This is a genomic window from Olivibacter sp. SDN3 (assembly GCF_014334135.1).
GTDB lineage: Bacteria > Bacteroidota > Bacteroidia > Sphingobacteriales > Sphingobacteriaceae > Olivibacter.
The window spans coordinates 4842598-4858548 of sequence record NZ_CP060497.1; the positions used below are offsets into that span (position 1 = coordinate 4842598).

Annotated in this window: 14 protein-coding genes and 1 pseudogene; 5 read left to right on the forward strand and 10 right to left on the reverse strand. The window is 39.3% G+C overall.

What is annotated here, in order from left to right; translation table 11 throughout:
- Positions 1–3 precede the first annotated feature (3 nt).
- Positions 4–1296: an anthranilate synthase component I family protein gene (locus tag H8S90_RS20510; RefSeq protein WP_187339667.1), complete on the forward strand. Its 1293-nt coding sequence runs from the start codon at positions 4–6 to the stop codon at positions 1294–1296.
- A 74-nt stretch (positions 1297–1370) separates the two neighbouring features.
- On the opposite strand, the gene H8S90_RS20515 is transcribed toward H8S90_RS20510, so the two are convergent.
- The 4 genes from H8S90_RS20515 to H8S90_RS20530 all read right to left on the reverse strand — a co-directional run bounded on the left by H8S90_RS20515 (position 1371) and on the right by H8S90_RS20530 (position 4310).
- Positions 1371–2177 carry a M48 family metallopeptidase gene (locus H8S90_RS20515; RefSeq protein WP_187339668.1) on the reverse strand — a complete coding sequence of 269 codons (807 nt, stop codon included), beginning with the start codon at positions 2175–2177 and terminating at the stop codon, positions 1371–1373.
- Positions 2178–2237: 60 nt separating this feature from the next.
- Positions 2238–2885: a glycerol-3-phosphate 1-O-acyltransferase PlsY gene (gene plsY / locus H8S90_RS20520; protein ID WP_187339669.1), complete on the reverse strand. Its 648-nt coding sequence runs from the start codon at positions 2883–2885 to the stop codon at positions 2238–2240.
- 53 nt (positions 2886–2938) lie between these two features.
- Complete coding sequence (nadC, locus tag H8S90_RS20525) at positions 2939–3799, reverse strand: carboxylating nicotinate-nucleotide diphosphorylase (RefSeq protein WP_187343124.1); 861 nt, start codon at positions 3797–3799, stop codon at positions 2939–2941.
- A gap of 118 nt (positions 3800–3917) precedes the next feature.
- Complete coding sequence (locus H8S90_RS20530; protein ID WP_187339670.1) at positions 3918–4310, reverse strand: DUF4783 domain-containing protein; 393 nt, start codon at positions 4308–4310, stop codon at positions 3918–3920.
- Positions 4311–4533: 223 nt separating this feature from the next.
- Here H8S90_RS20530 and gpmI point away from each other — a divergent pair, with 223 nt between their 5' ends.
- Entirely contained in the window at positions 4534–6051 is a 1518-nt protein-coding gene (gene gpmI, locus H8S90_RS20535) for a 2,3-bisphosphoglycerate-independent phosphoglycerate mutase (RefSeq protein WP_187339671.1), read from the forward strand.
- A 113-nt stretch (positions 6052–6164) separates the two neighbouring features.
- Positions 6165–6707, forward strand: coding sequence for a hypothetical protein (locus H8S90_RS20540; RefSeq protein WP_187339672.1), 543 nt, complete (start codon positions 6165–6167; stop codon positions 6705–6707).
- Between the two features lie 67 nt (positions 6708–6774).
- Here the strand turns inward: H8S90_RS20540 and H8S90_RS20545 are convergent, their stop codons facing one another.
- Positions 6775–7443, reverse strand: coding sequence for a tetratricopeptide repeat protein (locus tag H8S90_RS20545; RefSeq protein ID WP_187339673.1), 669 nt, complete (start codon positions 7441–7443; stop codon positions 6775–6777).
- A gap of 478 nt (positions 7444–7921) precedes the next feature.
- Here H8S90_RS20545 and lon point away from each other — a divergent pair, with 478 nt between their 5' ends.
- The gene (gene lon, locus H8S90_RS20550) at positions 7922–10378 is read left to right on the forward strand and encodes an endopeptidase La (RefSeq protein WP_187339674.1); all 2457 of its coding nucleotides are present in this window, start codon (positions 7922–7924) and stop codon (positions 10376–10378) included.
- A 116-nt stretch (positions 10379–10494) separates the two neighbouring features.
- A pseudogene (locus H8S90_RS20555) lies at positions 10495–12018 on the forward strand (IS1182 family transposase); the annotation flags it as partial.
- A 214-nt stretch (positions 12019–12232) separates the two neighbouring features.
- Here H8S90_RS20555 and H8S90_RS20560 read toward each other — a convergent pair.
- From H8S90_RS20560 to H8S90_RS20575, 5 genes are all read right to left on the reverse strand, one after another.
- On the reverse strand, positions 12233–13666 hold the full coding sequence (locus tag H8S90_RS20560; protein ID WP_187339675.1) for a Glu/Leu/Phe/Val dehydrogenase: 1434 nt from the start codon (positions 13664–13666) through the stop codon (positions 12233–12235).
- Between the two features lie 59 nt (positions 13667–13725).
- Positions 13726–13947 (reverse strand): CcmD family protein, encoded by a 222-nt coding sequence (locus H8S90_RS26000; protein WP_222852151.1) that lies wholly within the window; start codon positions 13945–13947, stop codon positions 13726–13728.
- Positions 13948–14094: 147 nt separating this feature from the next.
- Positions 14095–14763 (reverse strand): cytochrome c biogenesis protein, encoded by a 669-nt coding sequence (ccsA, locus tag H8S90_RS20565; RefSeq protein ID WP_187339676.1) that lies wholly within the window; start codon positions 14761–14763, stop codon positions 14095–14097.
- Positions 14764–14792: 29 nt separating this feature from the next.
- Positions 14793–15452: a heme exporter protein CcmB gene (locus H8S90_RS20570; protein ID WP_187339677.1), complete on the reverse strand. Its 660-nt coding sequence runs from the start codon at positions 15450–15452 to the stop codon at positions 14793–14795.
- 61 nt (positions 15453–15513) lie between these two features.
- Positions 15514–15912: a YtxH domain-containing protein gene (locus H8S90_RS20575; RefSeq protein WP_187339678.1), complete on the reverse strand. Its 399-nt coding sequence runs from the start codon at positions 15910–15912 to the stop codon at positions 15514–15516.
- Positions 15913–15951: the final 39 nt, after the last annotated feature.

Sequence of the window (15951 nt, forward strand, 5' to 3'; positions counted from 1 at the left end):
CCTATGATATCAAACCACTATTATTCGGATAATATACAACTGTTTATAAAGAAAGCCCTTCAATGGGCTTCTTTGTTTAACAGTGCTTGCTGTTTGCACAGCCAAGAACATCAATTAGACCTTTATAGTAAGTTTGACACACTGATTGCAGCAGGTGCTGCCGATGAGCTCACGGATGGAGAAAGCCCGTTTTTCCCGCAATTACAAAATTTTTTCGAAAAACATTCAAAAAAATGGATACCAGGGTTTCTTTCGTACGATTTAAAAAACGAGCTGGAAAACCTTGAAACCAACCATCCCAATGAACAAGGATTCCCTGACGCCTATTTTTTTGTACCTAAACACCTTATTCTCATCAGAGGAAATGAAGTCACCATCGATAGCCCTTCCAGCCGAAACGTATGGGAACAAATCATAAATACTGCTGTAGACGACTCCTTCTATTTTTCAGGAACGGTTACGGCTAAAATGAGTAAGGCGGATTATACCCGGGCATTCAATAAATTACTGTCCCATATACAGCTAGGTAACATATATGAAGTTAATCTTTGCCAGGAATTTTATGCGGAAGAGGTGCTTTTTGAGCCTGTTAAAGCTTTTTGGCAATTAAGCAAGATATCACCCACGCCATTTTCCTGCTTTTTTAAACAGCAAGAGCAATATATTATATCCGCTTCTCCGGAGCGATTTTTAGCTAGAAGAGACAAGAAACTTATATCACAACCAATGAAAGGTACGGCGCCAAGAGGGGCTAGAAGAGAGGAGGATCAGCAAAACATAAAGAACCTCCGCTCAAATACGAAAGAGATCAGCGAAAACATTATGATCGTTGATTTAGTGAGAAACGACTTAACACGCAGTGCGTCACCCGCTTCTATCCATGTGCGAGAGCTTATGGGAGTTTACACCTTTAAGCAAGTGCATCAACTGATCTCCACCGTGACGGCAGAAGAACAGCCAAATCTACCTGCTACAACTAGTATCAAAAACACTTTCCCTGCCGGTTCTATGACCGGAGCGCCAAAAATAAGCGCAATGAAGTTAATAGATAGCTATGAAAAAAGCAGAAGAGGCGTTTATGCCGGTTCAATTGGGTATTTTGCACATGATGGAGATTATGATTTTAATGTGGTTATCCGCTCCCTTCTGTACAACGCACAAAACAAGCGGTTATCGTTTCATGTAGGCAGTGCTATCACCGCAGAAGCACACGCGGAGAGCGAATATCAGGAGTGCCTTTGGAAAGCAAAGGCCATAATAAAACTATTGGGCGTTGATGTGATACATAACACGTGACGCATCCATCACCAACATCCCATCATAAATATGTTTGCTATCACTTTGATTATATTGGGAAAATGCCCAGCACATTATTTATTGTAATGCTTCATCGCTTCCGGTATTAACTTCTGAATATCTGCAATGCGCCTTTCGTCGCTAGGGTGTGTACTTAAAAACTCTGGAGGTTTCTGTCCACCAGCCTTAGAAGCCATTCGTTCCCAAAAGCCTGTCGCTTCGTTGGGATCATAACCCGCCATCGCCATGAATGTTAACCCCATTCTGTCCGCTTCACTCTCTTGGTTTCTTGAATACTTCAACAAAGCAACTTGACTACCGAGCCCATATAATTGGCTAACTGCTAATTGTGTAATTTGTGATTTTTTAGATGTTGCCAATCCAACCCCTACCCCTAGTCCTTGAGCAGCCAAAGTATTAGAGGCTCTTTCTGACGAATGCCTTGCAATAGCGTGTGCTACTTCATGTCCCATGACAGTTGCTAAGCCCGCTTCTGTTTGGGTTACAGGAAGAATACCGGTATACACCGCCACTTTTCCACCAGGCATACACCAAGCATTTACTTGTTGTTCATCTATTAAATTAAACTCCCAATTAAACTGAAATTGATCAGCATATCCGTTCTGTTTGAGATAACTTTCAACGGCACGGGCTATTTTATTTCCAACATTTTGTACCAATTGGGCATTTGAAGTACCTTTCACGACCTTCGTCTTAGGGCTATTCAATAACTCCCGATAAGCAAGAGAAGCTTGCTGCTGCATCTGCTTATCATCTACCAGACTTAATTGTTTTCTACCAGTAAGTGGAACGGTTGAACACGCTGTGAAAAAGACAGCTAATAATACTGCACCAATTGTTTTATTTCTATTCCAATTCATAAGATTATTTATAATCATAAATAAAAAACAATAGCAATAGTTGTGCCGATATGTAGTTATTTAAGCATTTTTTCTTTTAAAAAGGCTTATTTTAGACTCCGTTCCCTTTAATAATCGCTCAATATTTTTCTGATGTGTAACTAATATCAGTACGCAAATACACATACCATATAACAAAAGTGACTTATAGGGTGTATGAAAAACAAAGACAATACTAAAAGGAAAAGTAAATCCTGCAGAAATCGATCCGAGGGAAACGTATCGTGTTAACATTAAGATAATCAGAAAAACGCCAACGCACAGCATAGCCGCCTGAAAGTGCACGGCTAACACCATCCCAAACAACGTAGCCACTCCTTTCCCTCCTCTGAAACCGGCAAAAAGAGGAAATAAATGTCCCATAACTGCAATCACCCCCAGAGCCAACTGATAGTTTATAAATAAAACCGAGCCTGTAGGACCAGTTATAGAAACGCCTATAAAATAGGCTAAATTTGTCGCTGTCCAGCCTTTCAAAATATCGATCAGCATTACAGCAGCCCCTGCCTTTGCGCCTAAAACTCTAAACGTATTCGTAGCTCCCGCGTTCCCACTACCATACTCCCTAACATCAACGCCATAGAAAGATTGCCCTAACCATACTGCCGTAGGTATGGAACCGAATAAATAGGCAACCAAAAGTGCAATAATTGCATTAATTGATGTCATTAGCTACAATGATACTAAAAAAGAATGATCTTATTAGTAAAATAATCTTAATTTCAGTTAACTAATTGTGCTTTAAGGCTCATATCAAGACTTTTAACAGAATGCGTCAATGCCCCCATAGAGATATAATCAACGCCACATTCAGCATATTGTTTCGCATTAGCAGCAACAATACCTCCGGAAGCTTCCGTAATAAAACGTCCCTTTACTAACTTAACAGCCTCTTCCAAAGACTTGAAATCAAAGTTATCTAGCAAAATTCTGTCGATTTTACCAAATTCGATAACCTCTTTCAATTCTTCCAAATTCCTAACTTCAATTTCTACCGCTATATTCTTACCTGTACGCATGATGTAATCATGTGCAGCGGTAAGCGCCAATCCGATACCACCTGCATAATCCACATGATTATCCTTAATCAGGATCATATCATACAACCCAAATCTATGATTAACACCTCCTCCTATTCGTACTGCTTCTTTCTCTAAAAACCGCAAACCAGGTGTAGTTTTGCGGGTATCTAATACCTTCGTATCAGTTCCTTTCAATGCTTCCACGATATGCCTTGTCGTAGTAGCAATCCCGCTCATCCGTTGCATCAGGTTCAAAACTAAGCGTTCGGCAATTAAAATAGCATGTACATCACCTTTAACGACTAGCACCACATCTCCTTTTTTTACCAGTGCACCATCTTGAAGGTACACCTCCACCGCTAATGAAGAATCTACTGTATTAAAAACTTCTAAAGCTACCTTCACCCCTGCTAAAACCCCATCTTCTTTTATAATTAACTTAGCTTGACCTTTCTTTCCCTGCGGTATAGTAGATAAGGAGGTATGGTCTCCATCACCCACATCTTCATTTAATGCCTGAGTTATCAGTGCACGCAACTGCTTATTATATATATCGCCCATCATGTTAAATTGGCCTCAAACCTAACAAAAATTTTGAGATTTATAAATCAACAACGATTACAATAATATTAAAAAAGATAAAAAAATGAAGTTGCCTGTAATTGAAAAACTAATTTCATTATCCCATTTTATCGATACGGATATCGGTAATTAGGTATTTTGAATTGAAATTCTTAAGTGATATAGATACTCTATATTGTTGTGAAACCGTATTAGTTTCCAACACCACATACCAATTATTAGCGTTGGGCTCCATTCGATGGGTAATCTTAGCACCTCTAAAGTTATGCTTATCAAAAAAATTCCTTAACAGTATCTCCGTTTGGCTCTTAGAATAGGTATTGTTCTCTTCTAAAAGGGATAGGCTTATGGTGCTTGAAAGATGTACGGCGAGCTCTTTACTATTACCTGTAGCAAAGCAACGGGCTATATCATCAACAATATCGATGCTAGCAAACGTATGCATAACGATATTGGACAACAAGCAAATTAAAACAATTAGTCTCTTCATTATCCCGTTGGCGGTATTAAGTCAAAAGTGTATCCTATGTTATAAGTCATGAATGACATTCAGCTATCCAGCACATATAGGTAGCTAAAAGCATGCCATTTTGACAAATTGAACAGGCAAAAAAAAATCAAAGTGCCCATATTTAAAAAAAATTAAGGATGTGATCATTTTTTGTGTTAGGTTTGTGATAAAAAGAGAATCATAAAATAAAAGAATAGCTAAAATGAAGAAAGCAATGCTCATGATCCTTGATGGTTTAGGTTATGGAAAAGATGATGATTCCAATGCAGTGCGAGCTGCAAACACCCCATTCTTGGATCACTTATTAGCAACATATCCCAACGCAAAATTAGAAGCATCTGGGGAGGCCGTAGGGCTTCCAGATGGACAAATGGGTAATTCTGAGGTTGGACATATGAATTTAGGTGCTGGCAGAATCGTTTACCAGGAATTAGGCCGTATACATAAAGCGGTAGAGGATGGTGAGCTCAGGGAGAATAGTGTCCTACGCCAAGCTTTTAATTATGCAAAAAGCGAACACAAAAATGTACACTTTATAGGCTTAGTATCCGACGGGGGTGTACATGCTCATACAAAACATTTACGCGGATTATGTGATGCCGCTAAATCTGCTGGTATAACAAATGTTTATATCCATGCTTTCCTTGACGGACGAGATACCGACCCGCATTCGGGCATTCAATACATTAAAGACCTAGAATCTTTTTTGCCAGATAGTGTTGGCACTCTCGCTTCTGCGATCGGGCGATACTATGCAATGGACAGAGACAATCGTTGGGAACGGGTGAAAGAGGCTTATGATTTATTAGTACACGGAACGGGCAAGGAAACCAAAAATATTGAAGATGCTATAGAGCAATCGTATAAAGATGGTATAACCGATGAATTTGTGAAACCAATCGTCAGACTAGACGACAATGGAAAGCCCATTGCCACTATAGCTGATGGAGATGTTGTTATCTGTTTTAACTTTAGAACAGACCGAGGTCGAGAAATCACCTTAGCGCTCACACAAAAAGCATTCCCTGAATATAATATCAAACCGCTTAACTTACGGTATATTACTATGACAACCTATGACGAAACATTCAAAAATGTGGATGTTGTTTTTCATAAAGATGATGTCACAGAGACCATAGGCGAGGTATTGGAAAAAAATGGAAAAACACAGGTTCGTATTGCCGAAACAGAAAAATATCCGCACGTTACTTTCTTTTTCTCTGGCGGCAGGGAAAAAGAATTTGTAGATGAGTCTCGCATACTTATACCCTCTCCCAAAGTAGCCACCTATGATCTACAGCCAGAGATGAGTGCACAAGGGATTACAGATGCGATATGCAAAGAAATGGAAAACAATCACCCCGACTTTATCTGCCTCAACTTTGCCAATCCAGATATGGTGGGACATACAGGTGTATTTAGCGCTGTTGTTAAAGCAGTGGAAACAGTGGATGCCTGCACCAAACAAGTAGTAGAGAAAGGCATACAAGAGGGTTATTCTTTTATTATTATTGCTGATCATGGTAACTCAGAGTTTATGATTAATGAAGATGGGTCTGTGAATACCGCCCATACAACTAACCTTGTTCCCTGCATTCTCATTGATAAAGATTATAAGCAAATAAAAGATGGGAAGTTAGGTGACGTCGCTCCTACCATTCTCACGTTATTGAATATTTCCATTCCCCAGAAAATGACGGGTGAAGTATTGGTAAGCTAATAAACCTAACGTCTTTAGATAAAGCTCTTAATATGTCATTAATTGTTGTTTAAGAGCTTTATCAATTAAAGTTATAGACGGGACGAGCTATATACCGATAAAATCATTTATAAATGAAAACAGCATACCTATTAACGATACTTTTGGGCGTCCTTCTGTTCTCATGTTCTAATCAGGAGCAACCTATACAAATGACCAATCAAAATCCGTATTTTGATATCAAGGGGTACTTTAAAGAACAGATGCAGCGCTTAGAACAGAAAAATAACGTAGTCATTAAGACGGTGAGCAAAAACAATGATCGGGAGAGCCAACGCATTGAGATAAATAACTGGGAAAATGAGCTAGAGCTGTTCACTGCATCTGATATTAATAAACCCGATTGGCTAAAGAGTTATCGTATTGATAGCACTGAAAATCAATTAGTTTATAAAAGTAATGATCCCAAATTACGCACCAAACTTATCACCATTTACAAGGGCGATGACGGCACGGTTGAACGCATTAACATTATCAATAGCGATGAAAACTGGCTTTACAGTTCTGAGGAAAACCTAGATTATATCCCCGATTCGACTTATCGCATACGGAAACAACAAGCTATTCGTTTCATAGGGGAAAATCAATACGAAATTATTGGAGAATTATCCCATTAAAACCTAAAAATAAAAAAGGCGTCCATGCATATGCTGAGCGCCTTTTTTAATGGTAAAATAGCTGTTTTTATTTTAGGTTACCCTTATAAATTTTCACCTTTTTAATCTCTTTGGCTAAATCCTCTCGTTTAGCGTTAGCGTTCAACACATGCTGTAAATCATCAATACTCTTTTGATAGGTTTCAGCCGCTTGCTCTTTATCATACACTGCAGTAGAATTGGTTCCTTGCAAAATACCGAGATCCCGATAAGCCATTCCCCTGCTTTGATAGTACGACAGATCGTCAGGATTTAGCTGAATCGCTTGGCTAAAATCGTCTATACTTCCCTGTAACATTTTACTCCTTTCAGTTTCGTTCAACTTATTATCACCCTGTACAGCCAGCGTATTTCTAGCTTTACCCCTCCAATAATAGGCAGAAAAATTATTAGGACTTTGGTCCAAAAGTTTCGTAAAAGAGTTGATTGCTTTATTGTATTCTGCACATCTAATTTGCGAGTATCCAAGCATATAGGTTACCAACGTATCTGGATTTTTCACTTTTTCCAGCGCATTCACTGCAGCTTTGAAATCGCCATCCATAATAGCTTTGTTTCCTAAACGAACATATGGATTACTTGATGAAGACTGCGATTGAGCAGCTACCGTCCCAACTGAAAAAAGAAAAACCCCTATCACTACCAAGCGTTTTACCATTTTACCAAAATTCATAAACTGATTGCTTCTAATATTCATTACTTAATTATAAAATTTCTTTCCTAATAATTTCTGACTTGACAGTCAGCCAATATAGCCTTTTACCTCTTGTAACGTAATGTTTAAAAAATCGATATCCCCCTTGTATTAACAACATCAATTATTTACATTGGTCAGAGTTAATAAATTACTACCCTAAAGATAGCAATCTAGTTGCCATTTCGACATAAAAATAAACTAAAAAATGTGTATTTTATTGTGTAGTAACAAATATCACTCATTTACAGTGAATTAAAATTTCATTAGGGCCAATCAAAATATTTTATATGGCAAAAAATGATGACCTTTAAATATGACAAAAATACTAAAATATACTACGGAAACCGCTTTGGCATGGCCATTGCAACAATAACTATTCGGTCATAAAAGCAACGAAACCGACAGGCTGACTGTCATTTTGACTAATTATTTTTTTTGACGAGAAGACATAGACAATTTAAAAATTTAAAACATACAGATGAGCAAGTTTGATCTTTTTGATTTTAACCAAGCGCTACCGATCATAAATGAGGACACAGAATTCTTCCCACTATTTACACAGCAGGATGAGGACGATATGAGCAGCGAAGAACTACCGGAAGTTTTATCTATTTTACCATTAAGAAACACTGTTTTATTTCCAGGGGTTGTAATCCCTATTACTGTAGGACGAGATAAATCTATAAAACTTATTAAAGAGGCCTATAAAGGAGACCGAACAATCGGCGTTGTTTCACAGAAGGATATGTCAATTGAAGATCCTACTTTTGATCAGTTACATACTGTAGGGACAGTTGCTATGATTATTAAGATGCTTCAAATGCCCGATGGGAACACTACGGTTATCATACAGGGGAAACAACGTTTCAAATTAAAAGAAGAAGTACAATCTGAGCCTTACATCAAAGCTTCGATCGACCGTTTTATAGAGGAAAAAGCAAAAAAGGAAAAGGAATTTAATGCGTTAATGTCTTCGATTAAAGAGTTAGCGCTCCAGATTATCAATATATCACCCAATATTCCGAGCGAGACGGGTATTGCTATAAAAAACATTGAGAGTTCTTCATTTCTTATAAATTTCATCTCGTCTAACATGAATGCTGACTTAGCTTTAAAACAGAAGCTTTTAGAGATGAAAGACATCAAACAGCGCGCTAATAGGGTATTGGAACAGTTGACAGCAGAGCTACAATTGTTGGAACTCAAAAACCAAATTCAAAATAAGGTACGCGTTGATCTAGATAAACAGCAGCGTGATTACTTCCTTAACCAGCAGCTTAAAACGATACAAGAAGAACTTGGAGGCTCTACACCGGACTTAGAAATTGAGGAACTTCGAAAAAAATCTCAACAAAAGAAATGGGGCAAGGAGATAAATAATCACTTTAACAAAGAATTAGATAAATTAAGTAGGATTAACCCAGCAGCGGCAGATTACTCTGTACAATTAAATTATTTGGAATTACTGATTGATCTTCCCTGGAACGAATTCAGTAAAGACAATTTCGATTTAAAACGGGCTGAAAGGATTTTAGATAAAGATCACTATGGCCTGGAAAAAGTCAAACGGCGCATCATCGAATATTTAGCTGTATTAAAATTAAAGAGTGATATGAAAGCGCCTATCTTATGTTTGGTAGGGCCTCCAGGAGTTGGTAAAACATCGCTCGGTAAATCAATAGCCAAAGCACTCAATCGGAAATATGTCCGGATGGCGCTCGGTGGTGTTCGGGATGAAGCGGAAATCAGAGGGCACAGAAAAACATATATAGGAGCAATGCCTGGAAGGATTATTCAATCTATCAAAAAAGCAGGTACGTCAAATCCAGTCTTTGTATTGGATGAAATAGATAAAGTGGGAAATGATTTTAGAGGGGACCCTTCTTCTGCTTTGTTAGAGGTTTTAGATCCTGAACAGAACAACGCCTTCTATGATCATTATGTGGAAATGGATTATGACCTGTCAAATGTTATGTTCATAGCTACTGCTAATTCTTTGAACAACGTACAACCTGCATTACTTGATCGGATGGAGATCATCGAAGTAAATGGATATACTATTGAGGAAAAAATAGAGATTGCAAAAAAACACCTGCTACCTAAACAAAGGGAACAACACGGCTTAAGTGCTAAGGAGATATCTCTCAAAAGCAATATTATCGAGAAAGTTATTGATGAATACACCCGCGAGTCGGGAGTGAGGGGTTTGGAAAAAAGAATAGGTGCGCTTGTGCGGGGCGCAGCTACGCACATCGTCATGGAAAGCCCAATTGGGCCATCCATCAACTATAAAGATATGGTTGATATTCTCGGGGCACCTATTTACGATAAAGATTTTTATGAGACAAACGATGTCGCCGGTGTAGTAACGGGTTTAGCTTGGACGCAAGTTGGCGGAGATATTTTATTTATAGAATCGAGTTTGAGTCCTGGAAAAGGTAAACTCACGTTGACTGGAAACTTAGGAGATGTTATGAAAGAATCTGCAGGCATCGCCATGGCGTATCTTCGTGCGCACGCAGCAGATTTTGATATAGACTATCAGTTGTTCGATAAATGGGATGTGCATATACATGTACCTGCAGGCGCAACTCCCAAAGATGGACCATCAGCGGGGGTTACTATGTTAACAGCGTTAGCTTCATCTTTCACGCAGCGCAAAGTTAGAGCCAACCTGGCAATGACAGGCGAAATAACCCTTCGGGGAAAAGTACTTCCAGTAGGAGGTATTAAAGAAAAGATTTTAGCAGCAAAAAGAGCTAATATCAAAGACATTATCTTATGTAAAGCCAACAGGAAAGATATTTTGGAAATTAAGGAAGATTATATCAAAGATCTGACCTTCCACTACGTAAGCGAAATGAGTGAAGTTATCGATATTGCATTGTTGAGCGAAAAGGTAAAAAAGCCGCTGGACTTTGATACCATCAAGTAGCCAAACGGAGCTGTCTAAAAAGCCCTATTAATAGAAGATCCCCGATACTGAAAAAGTGTCGGGGATTTTTATTTTTTGTCCTAAAAAACAGTTATTTTTAGGTGCACCCAAACAATATGGCAAACATACTATTCAAAGCATTACCGTCCAACAGTCCGAGCCTGTTTCCGGAAGATATTTTTGCAAAGATCCCAGAGAACCACCCGGTACGTCTGGTAAATGCAGTGGTTGACAGACTGAACATCGACCACATCATAGGACAGTACAAAGGTGGCGGCACGAGCAGTTTACATCCGCGTATGATGATCAAAGTGCTGTTCTATGCCTATCTGGGCAACATCTATTCGTGCCGCAGGATAGAAAAGGCCTTACAGGAGAATATCTATTTCATGTGGCTTTCGGGCCACAGTGCACCGGATTACCGAACGATCAACCACTTCCGTGGCAAAAGACTTAAAGGGCATATCCATTCCCTTTTTGCCGATGTTGTCCGTTTGCTTGCCGAACTGGGCTATGTAAGCCTAAAGGTCCAGTACATAGACGGTACAAAGATTGAATCGGCGGCAGGCCGTTACACTTTTGTATGGAAAGGTTCGGTGGAAAAGAACAAAGCAAAACTGGAAAATAAAATACAGTCGGTCCTCTCGGACATTGAATCACAGATAAAACAGGACCAATCGGAACTGGGCAGGGATGAAACACCCAAACCTATTAAGAGCAATGAGCTCAGGGACAGACTTTCTTTACTGAACGAAAAGCTCAAAGCAACAGCAAAACCTACCCAAAAACAGCTTAAAAAGCTGCGGGAAGAACATCTTCCAAGGCTGGAAAAGTACGAAAAGCAATTGGCTACACTGGGGGAAAGGAACAGTTACAGCAAAACCGATGAAGATGCCACCTTCATGCGGCTGAAAGATGACCACATGCAGAACGGGCAGCTCAAACCGGCCTACAACACGCAGATCAGTACGGAAGAACAGTTCATCACCCACTACAGTATCCACCAGACAAGCACCGATACCACCACATTGGAAGACCATCTTGATAGCTTCGAAGATCAATATAACAGGCAGAGCGATGTGGTGGTGGCCGATGCCGGTTACGGAAGTGAAGAGAACTATGAAATGCTGGAATCAAAGAACATAGAAGGTTACGTGAAATATAATTACTTCCACAAAGAGCAGAAACGCAACCAGAGGAACAATCCTTTTCTATTACAGAACCTGTATTATCATAAAGAGCAGGACTTCTATGTGTGCCCGATGGGACAGAAGATGGAGTTTGCCGGTAAGGGAATACGCAAAAGCACCAATGGATATAGTTCCCGGGTGAGCTATTACAGGGCCGAACGCTGTGAAGGCTGCCCGCTTCGGGGGCAGTGCCATAAAGCGCAGGGAAACAGGATCATCGAAGTCAACCACCGGTTGAACGAACTGAAGACCAGGGCACGCGAACGTCTAACATCGGAAACAGGAAAGTACCACCGGAGTAAACGCCCCATAGAAGTGGAGGCGGTCTTCGGACAGATGAAAAGCAACAACAGATTCAACAGGTTAACCATGAGGGGGCTTGAAAAGGTCGATATTGAGTTCGCCCTGATGTGTATAGGGCATAACCTGAGAAAATGGTCGAAAAAGCTCCTGAAAACAACTTCGTCAGGCCCAAACAACGAACCTAAATACAATAATCCCCTTATTTATGACCCCAAATGGATAAACTACTGCTATCAACCATTGGTCGCAGAGTAACATCCTAAAACCGATAGACTCTACAGGTAGATACAAAACGAAAGAAGGCGCCCTTTTTAGACGCCTTCGTTTGGTTTATATTATTTCTTAAATTAAATACTATATCTTACGGCCAAATACCCATGTTTTGGTAAGAAGTAGCTATTTTGTCGATAGATCCAACAAATGCTGCAGTACGCAAAGTATCTATCTTGTTGTTGGCATTTTTAATCTTTCTGATTTCATGATAAGAACGTATCATTGTATCTTCCAGACCAGAGTTCACCAGTTCAAGTTCAGTAGCTCCTTTAACGATAACACTACGTTGATCAGTTGTTAACGTTACACCAGTTACAGCTTCTACCATATTAACAATATTTAGATTAGCTGTTTCTTCATAACGTTTATCCATTCGTCCGAAAGCAACATGCGACAGATTTTTCAACCATTCAAAATAAGAAACGGTTACCCCTCCTGCATTGCAGTACATATCAGGGATAATAATTCCTCCATTTTTAGTGAAAATTTCTTCTGCTCCAGGCGTAGTAGGTCCATTTGCACCTTCAGCAATAATTTTCGCTTTGATTCTTTCAATATTTTCTTCTGTAATCTGATTCTCCAACGCAGCCGGAACTAAAATATCACAATCTTGTTCCAAGCCTTCCGCCGGATTCACAAATTCCTTCTTTGCTTTCTTATACCCCAATACACTGCCGGTATTTCTTCTATGCTCCAAAATGGCATCTACATCCAGCCCATCTTCATTATACAATGCTCCGTCGTACTCGCAAACGCCAACAACAGTTGCCCCGTACTCCTGTAGGACCTTCACCGTATTATATCCTACATTGCCAAGTCCCTGAACAATAACTCTTTTATCTGACAAGCCAGCAGTTAATCCCAAAGCTTTCATATCTTCAGCCACATCAACACATTCCCTAATAGCAATGGCCACCCCTCTACCTGTTGCCGCTTTACGTCCATCAATACCACTTAAAGACAAAGGTTTACCGGTCACACTGCCCAGTGCATCAAGTTGACCGGGATTCATCGTAAGATACGTATCCGCGATCCAGCTCATTTCCCGTTCTCCCGTTCCATAATCAGGCGCTGGGACATCTATTGCAGGACCAATAAAATTTTTCTTCACCAACTCTACGGTATACCGTCGGGTAATTGTTTCCAATTCAGGGACCGAATAGTCTCTCGGGTTAATACATATTCCGCCTTTAGCTCCACCAAACGGCACGTTAACAATAGCACATTTATAGGTCATAAGTGCCGCCAACGCCATTACTTCATCTTCATTTACCATATCACTGTACCGAATCCCCCCTTTCGTAGGAGATTTATGGTGAGAGTGCTCAACGCGCCAGGCGTCTATAACTTCCAACTTACCGTTCGCTCTACGAATCGGGAAACGAAACCGATAAACACTGTTACAAGCCTTAATCTGATCCAACAACCCGCTGTCATGATTTGTAAACTGCGCAGCATGATCAAAGAATTGGCAAACATCATTAAAGAAACTGAACTCTCCCTGTGACTTATTTGTAGCCATAATGTAATTAATTAGATAATTGGTTTACTAGTTGCACAATCCATTATGCTGTGCTTGACCTACTTATTTTTTTCTTTGTTTTCTAATCGGCTTATTTTACGATCTAGAACAAAAAGATACGCAATGAATCCCAAAAAAATCACACACACTACCGATACCACTACGTAAATCTTGCCTGAGCTCCGTAGACCATCAGCCATTTCAACACCATTTGATGGTTGTGCAAAACTATAAAAAAAGGATGTCAACCCTAGCAAAAACAAAAGAATTAGCTTCTTCATACCTTTTATCACAAATAATTATTTTATTTTAAATAAATATCTCAAAACCATACATTTCATCTACCTTTTAACGTTTTTTAACGAAGTACATAAAACCACCAAAAAAGCAGCTTTCTCAATTTTACTTCTTTTTGATCAACGTTCATCTTAGAAATCCAACCGCTGATGTTTTCTCTCTAAAATTCTGTATCGGTAACGTAAGGTCATAATCCAGACAGCAATCAACATCCAACCGATAACTGCAGGATAGAAAACCATCCGCATACGCCCATCCATATCTAAACTTCCAAATGCTGGATTTCCACCGTTACCAGGATGCAGAGAATCCGTCAAGCGCGGTAAGATGAACAGCAATACGACCATTACCGGAAAAGCAAAAACATTATATATTGCTGATATTTTAGCTCTTTTTTGCTCCTCATCTAAAGCGTTTCGTAAAACCAGGTAAGCCAAATACATTAAACTAGCTATGGCCGAACCATTTAGCTTTGGATCGTTCGGCCAAGGCTCACCCCAGGTAACATTAGCCCAAAGCATACCGGTAACCAGACCAAAAACACAGAAGATTATGCCAACATTTACACATTCAACAGCCACCACATCTTGTTTTATATCTCCTGAAGAAAGGTATTTTATGCTATAAATTACGGACACGAGATATAATAGAATCATGGAAAACCACATGGGGATGTGAAAATAGGTATTTCGGATCGTCTCGTGAAGAATAGGAAGTTTGGGTACAGGACCTAAAAAACCCATAATGACAGAATATAGAATAATAACAGCTCCCAATATTTTCCACCAATAAGCCTTCATTTTTTAAATTAGATATCTTTCAATGTTAATCAATCGCGCCAAATGTAAGGAAATAACAATAAAGAAACAGTAACGACTATTAAGTTTATTGCTACCAACACCCCTATTTCATCATAACTTACACTAGAATCTAACCCATCCATAGCGTTCTTAGACAGCTTGATAAGTACGATCAATACTGGAATAATTACCGGAAAACTTAAGATAGCCATCAACGTACCATTATTACCCGCCTTCGCACTGATACTGGAGACCATAGTAAAGACGGTAGCAAAACTCATACTTCCAAGTACCACAGCAAAAAAATATAGTGTTGGATCACCAAGCTCATTTTTGAAAATTATGTTATATGCAAAAAATGCTACCGCAGAAAGCAGTAGCATTAATAATACATTATAGATAATTTTCGATAAAATTACGGCCTTAGGGCTAACTAAAGTATAATAGTATAATTGTCGCCCCCTATTCTCTTGCACAAAACTTTTTGAGATCGCATTAATAGAAGCAAACAGCATAATAATCCAAAAAAGCGCATTCCATATGACGGGATGCACCGATTTAAATGCCTGATAACAAACAAATACTGTCGACACCACATAAAGAAGAATACCGTTAAGGGCGTATTTTGATCGCCACTCCAGTGTTATTTCTTTACGTATTAACAGCGTAACTTGCTTGAATAAATCCATTTGGGCAAAGATACAACTAATGCGCCTTTCTGCCTCAAAAAATTATCTAACCCAGGTATAATTACACTTTATCAACTTTCTCTTTCGCTTCCTTAGCTAATGCTTCAGCATAGTCTAGCCCTTTTTTCGTCAGTTTTTTGGCTTCTCCTTTATATTTGCTAGCCTTTTCAGCAGCCTCATGTCCCTTCTCTTCTGCCAAATTAATCACCTTATGGTATTCCTCCTTCGCTTTGTTAGCAAGTTTTGTAGCTCGTTGCAATCCTTCTTCTGCCTGAGCTTTTAAAGTCTTACTCAGATCATTTACTCCATCTACCGCTTTATTAAGCGTTTTCCGTCCCTCTTTCGTCCCGAATAAGTAGTAGGCTGCTGCACCAAGAGCCAATCCTGTTAAAGCAAAAGCAACAAATTTTGTTGTTTTGCTACATTCTTTCTTTGCTTTCTTTTCTATTTTTGTGTTCATACTCATTATAACAGTGATGGGAAAAAAAAGTTTTTGGGC

What these genes read in the sequence shown, in the direction of transcription:
- H8S90_RS20530 (WP_187339670.1), bottom strand. Translation starts at nt 4,310, where the DNA reads ATGAAGAGACTAATTGTTTTAATTTGCTTGTTGTCCAATATCGTTATG.
- gpmI (WP_187339671.1), top strand. Translation starts at nt 4,534, where the DNA reads ATGAAGAAAGCAATGCTCATGATCCTTGATGGTTTAGGTTATGGAAAA.
- nadC (WP_187343124.1), bottom strand. Translation starts at nt 3,799, where the DNA reads ATGGGCGATATATATAATAAGCAGTTGCGTGCACTGATAACTCAGGCA.
- lon (WP_187339674.1), top strand. Translation starts at nt 7,922, where the DNA reads ATGAGCAAGTTTGATCTTTTTGATTTTAACCAAGCGCTACCGATCATA.
- H8S90_RS20560 (WP_187339675.1), bottom strand. Translation starts at nt 13,666, where the DNA reads ATGGCTACAAATAAGTCACAGGGAGAGTTCAGTTTCTTTAATGATGTT.
- H8S90_RS20545 (WP_187339673.1), bottom strand. Translation starts at nt 7,443, where the DNA reads ATGAATATTAGAAGCAATCAGTTTATGAATTTTGGTAAAATGGTAAAA.
- H8S90_RS20575 (WP_187339678.1), bottom strand. Translation starts at nt 15,912, where the DNA reads ATGAACACAAAAATAGAAAAGAAAGCAAAGAAAGAATGTAGCAAAACA.
- H8S90_RS20570 (WP_187339677.1), bottom strand. Translation starts at nt 15,452, where the DNA reads ATGGATTTATTCAAGCAAGTTACGCTGTTAATACGTAAAGAAATAACA.
- H8S90_RS20515 (WP_187339668.1), bottom strand. Translation starts at nt 2,177, where the DNA reads ATGAATTGGAATAGAAATAAAACAATTGGTGCAGTATTATTAGCTGTC.
- ccsA (WP_187339676.1), bottom strand. Translation starts at nt 14,763, where the DNA reads ATGAAGGCTTATTGGTGGAAAATATTGGGAGCTGTTATTATTCTATAT.
- H8S90_RS20510 (WP_187339667.1), top strand. Translation starts at nt 4, where the DNA reads ATGATATCAAACCACTATTATTCGGATAATATACAACTGTTTATAAAG.
- plsY (WP_187339669.1), bottom strand. Translation starts at nt 2,885, where the DNA reads ATGACATCAATTAATGCAATTATTGCACTTTTGGTTGCCTATTTATTC.
- H8S90_RS26000 (WP_222852151.1), bottom strand. Translation starts at nt 13,947, where the DNA reads ATGAAGAAGCTAATTCTTTTGTTTTTGCTAGGGTTGACATCCTTTTTT.
- H8S90_RS20540 (WP_187339672.1), top strand. Translation starts at nt 6,165, where the DNA reads ATGAAAACAGCATACCTATTAACGATACTTTTGGGCGTCCTTCTGTTC.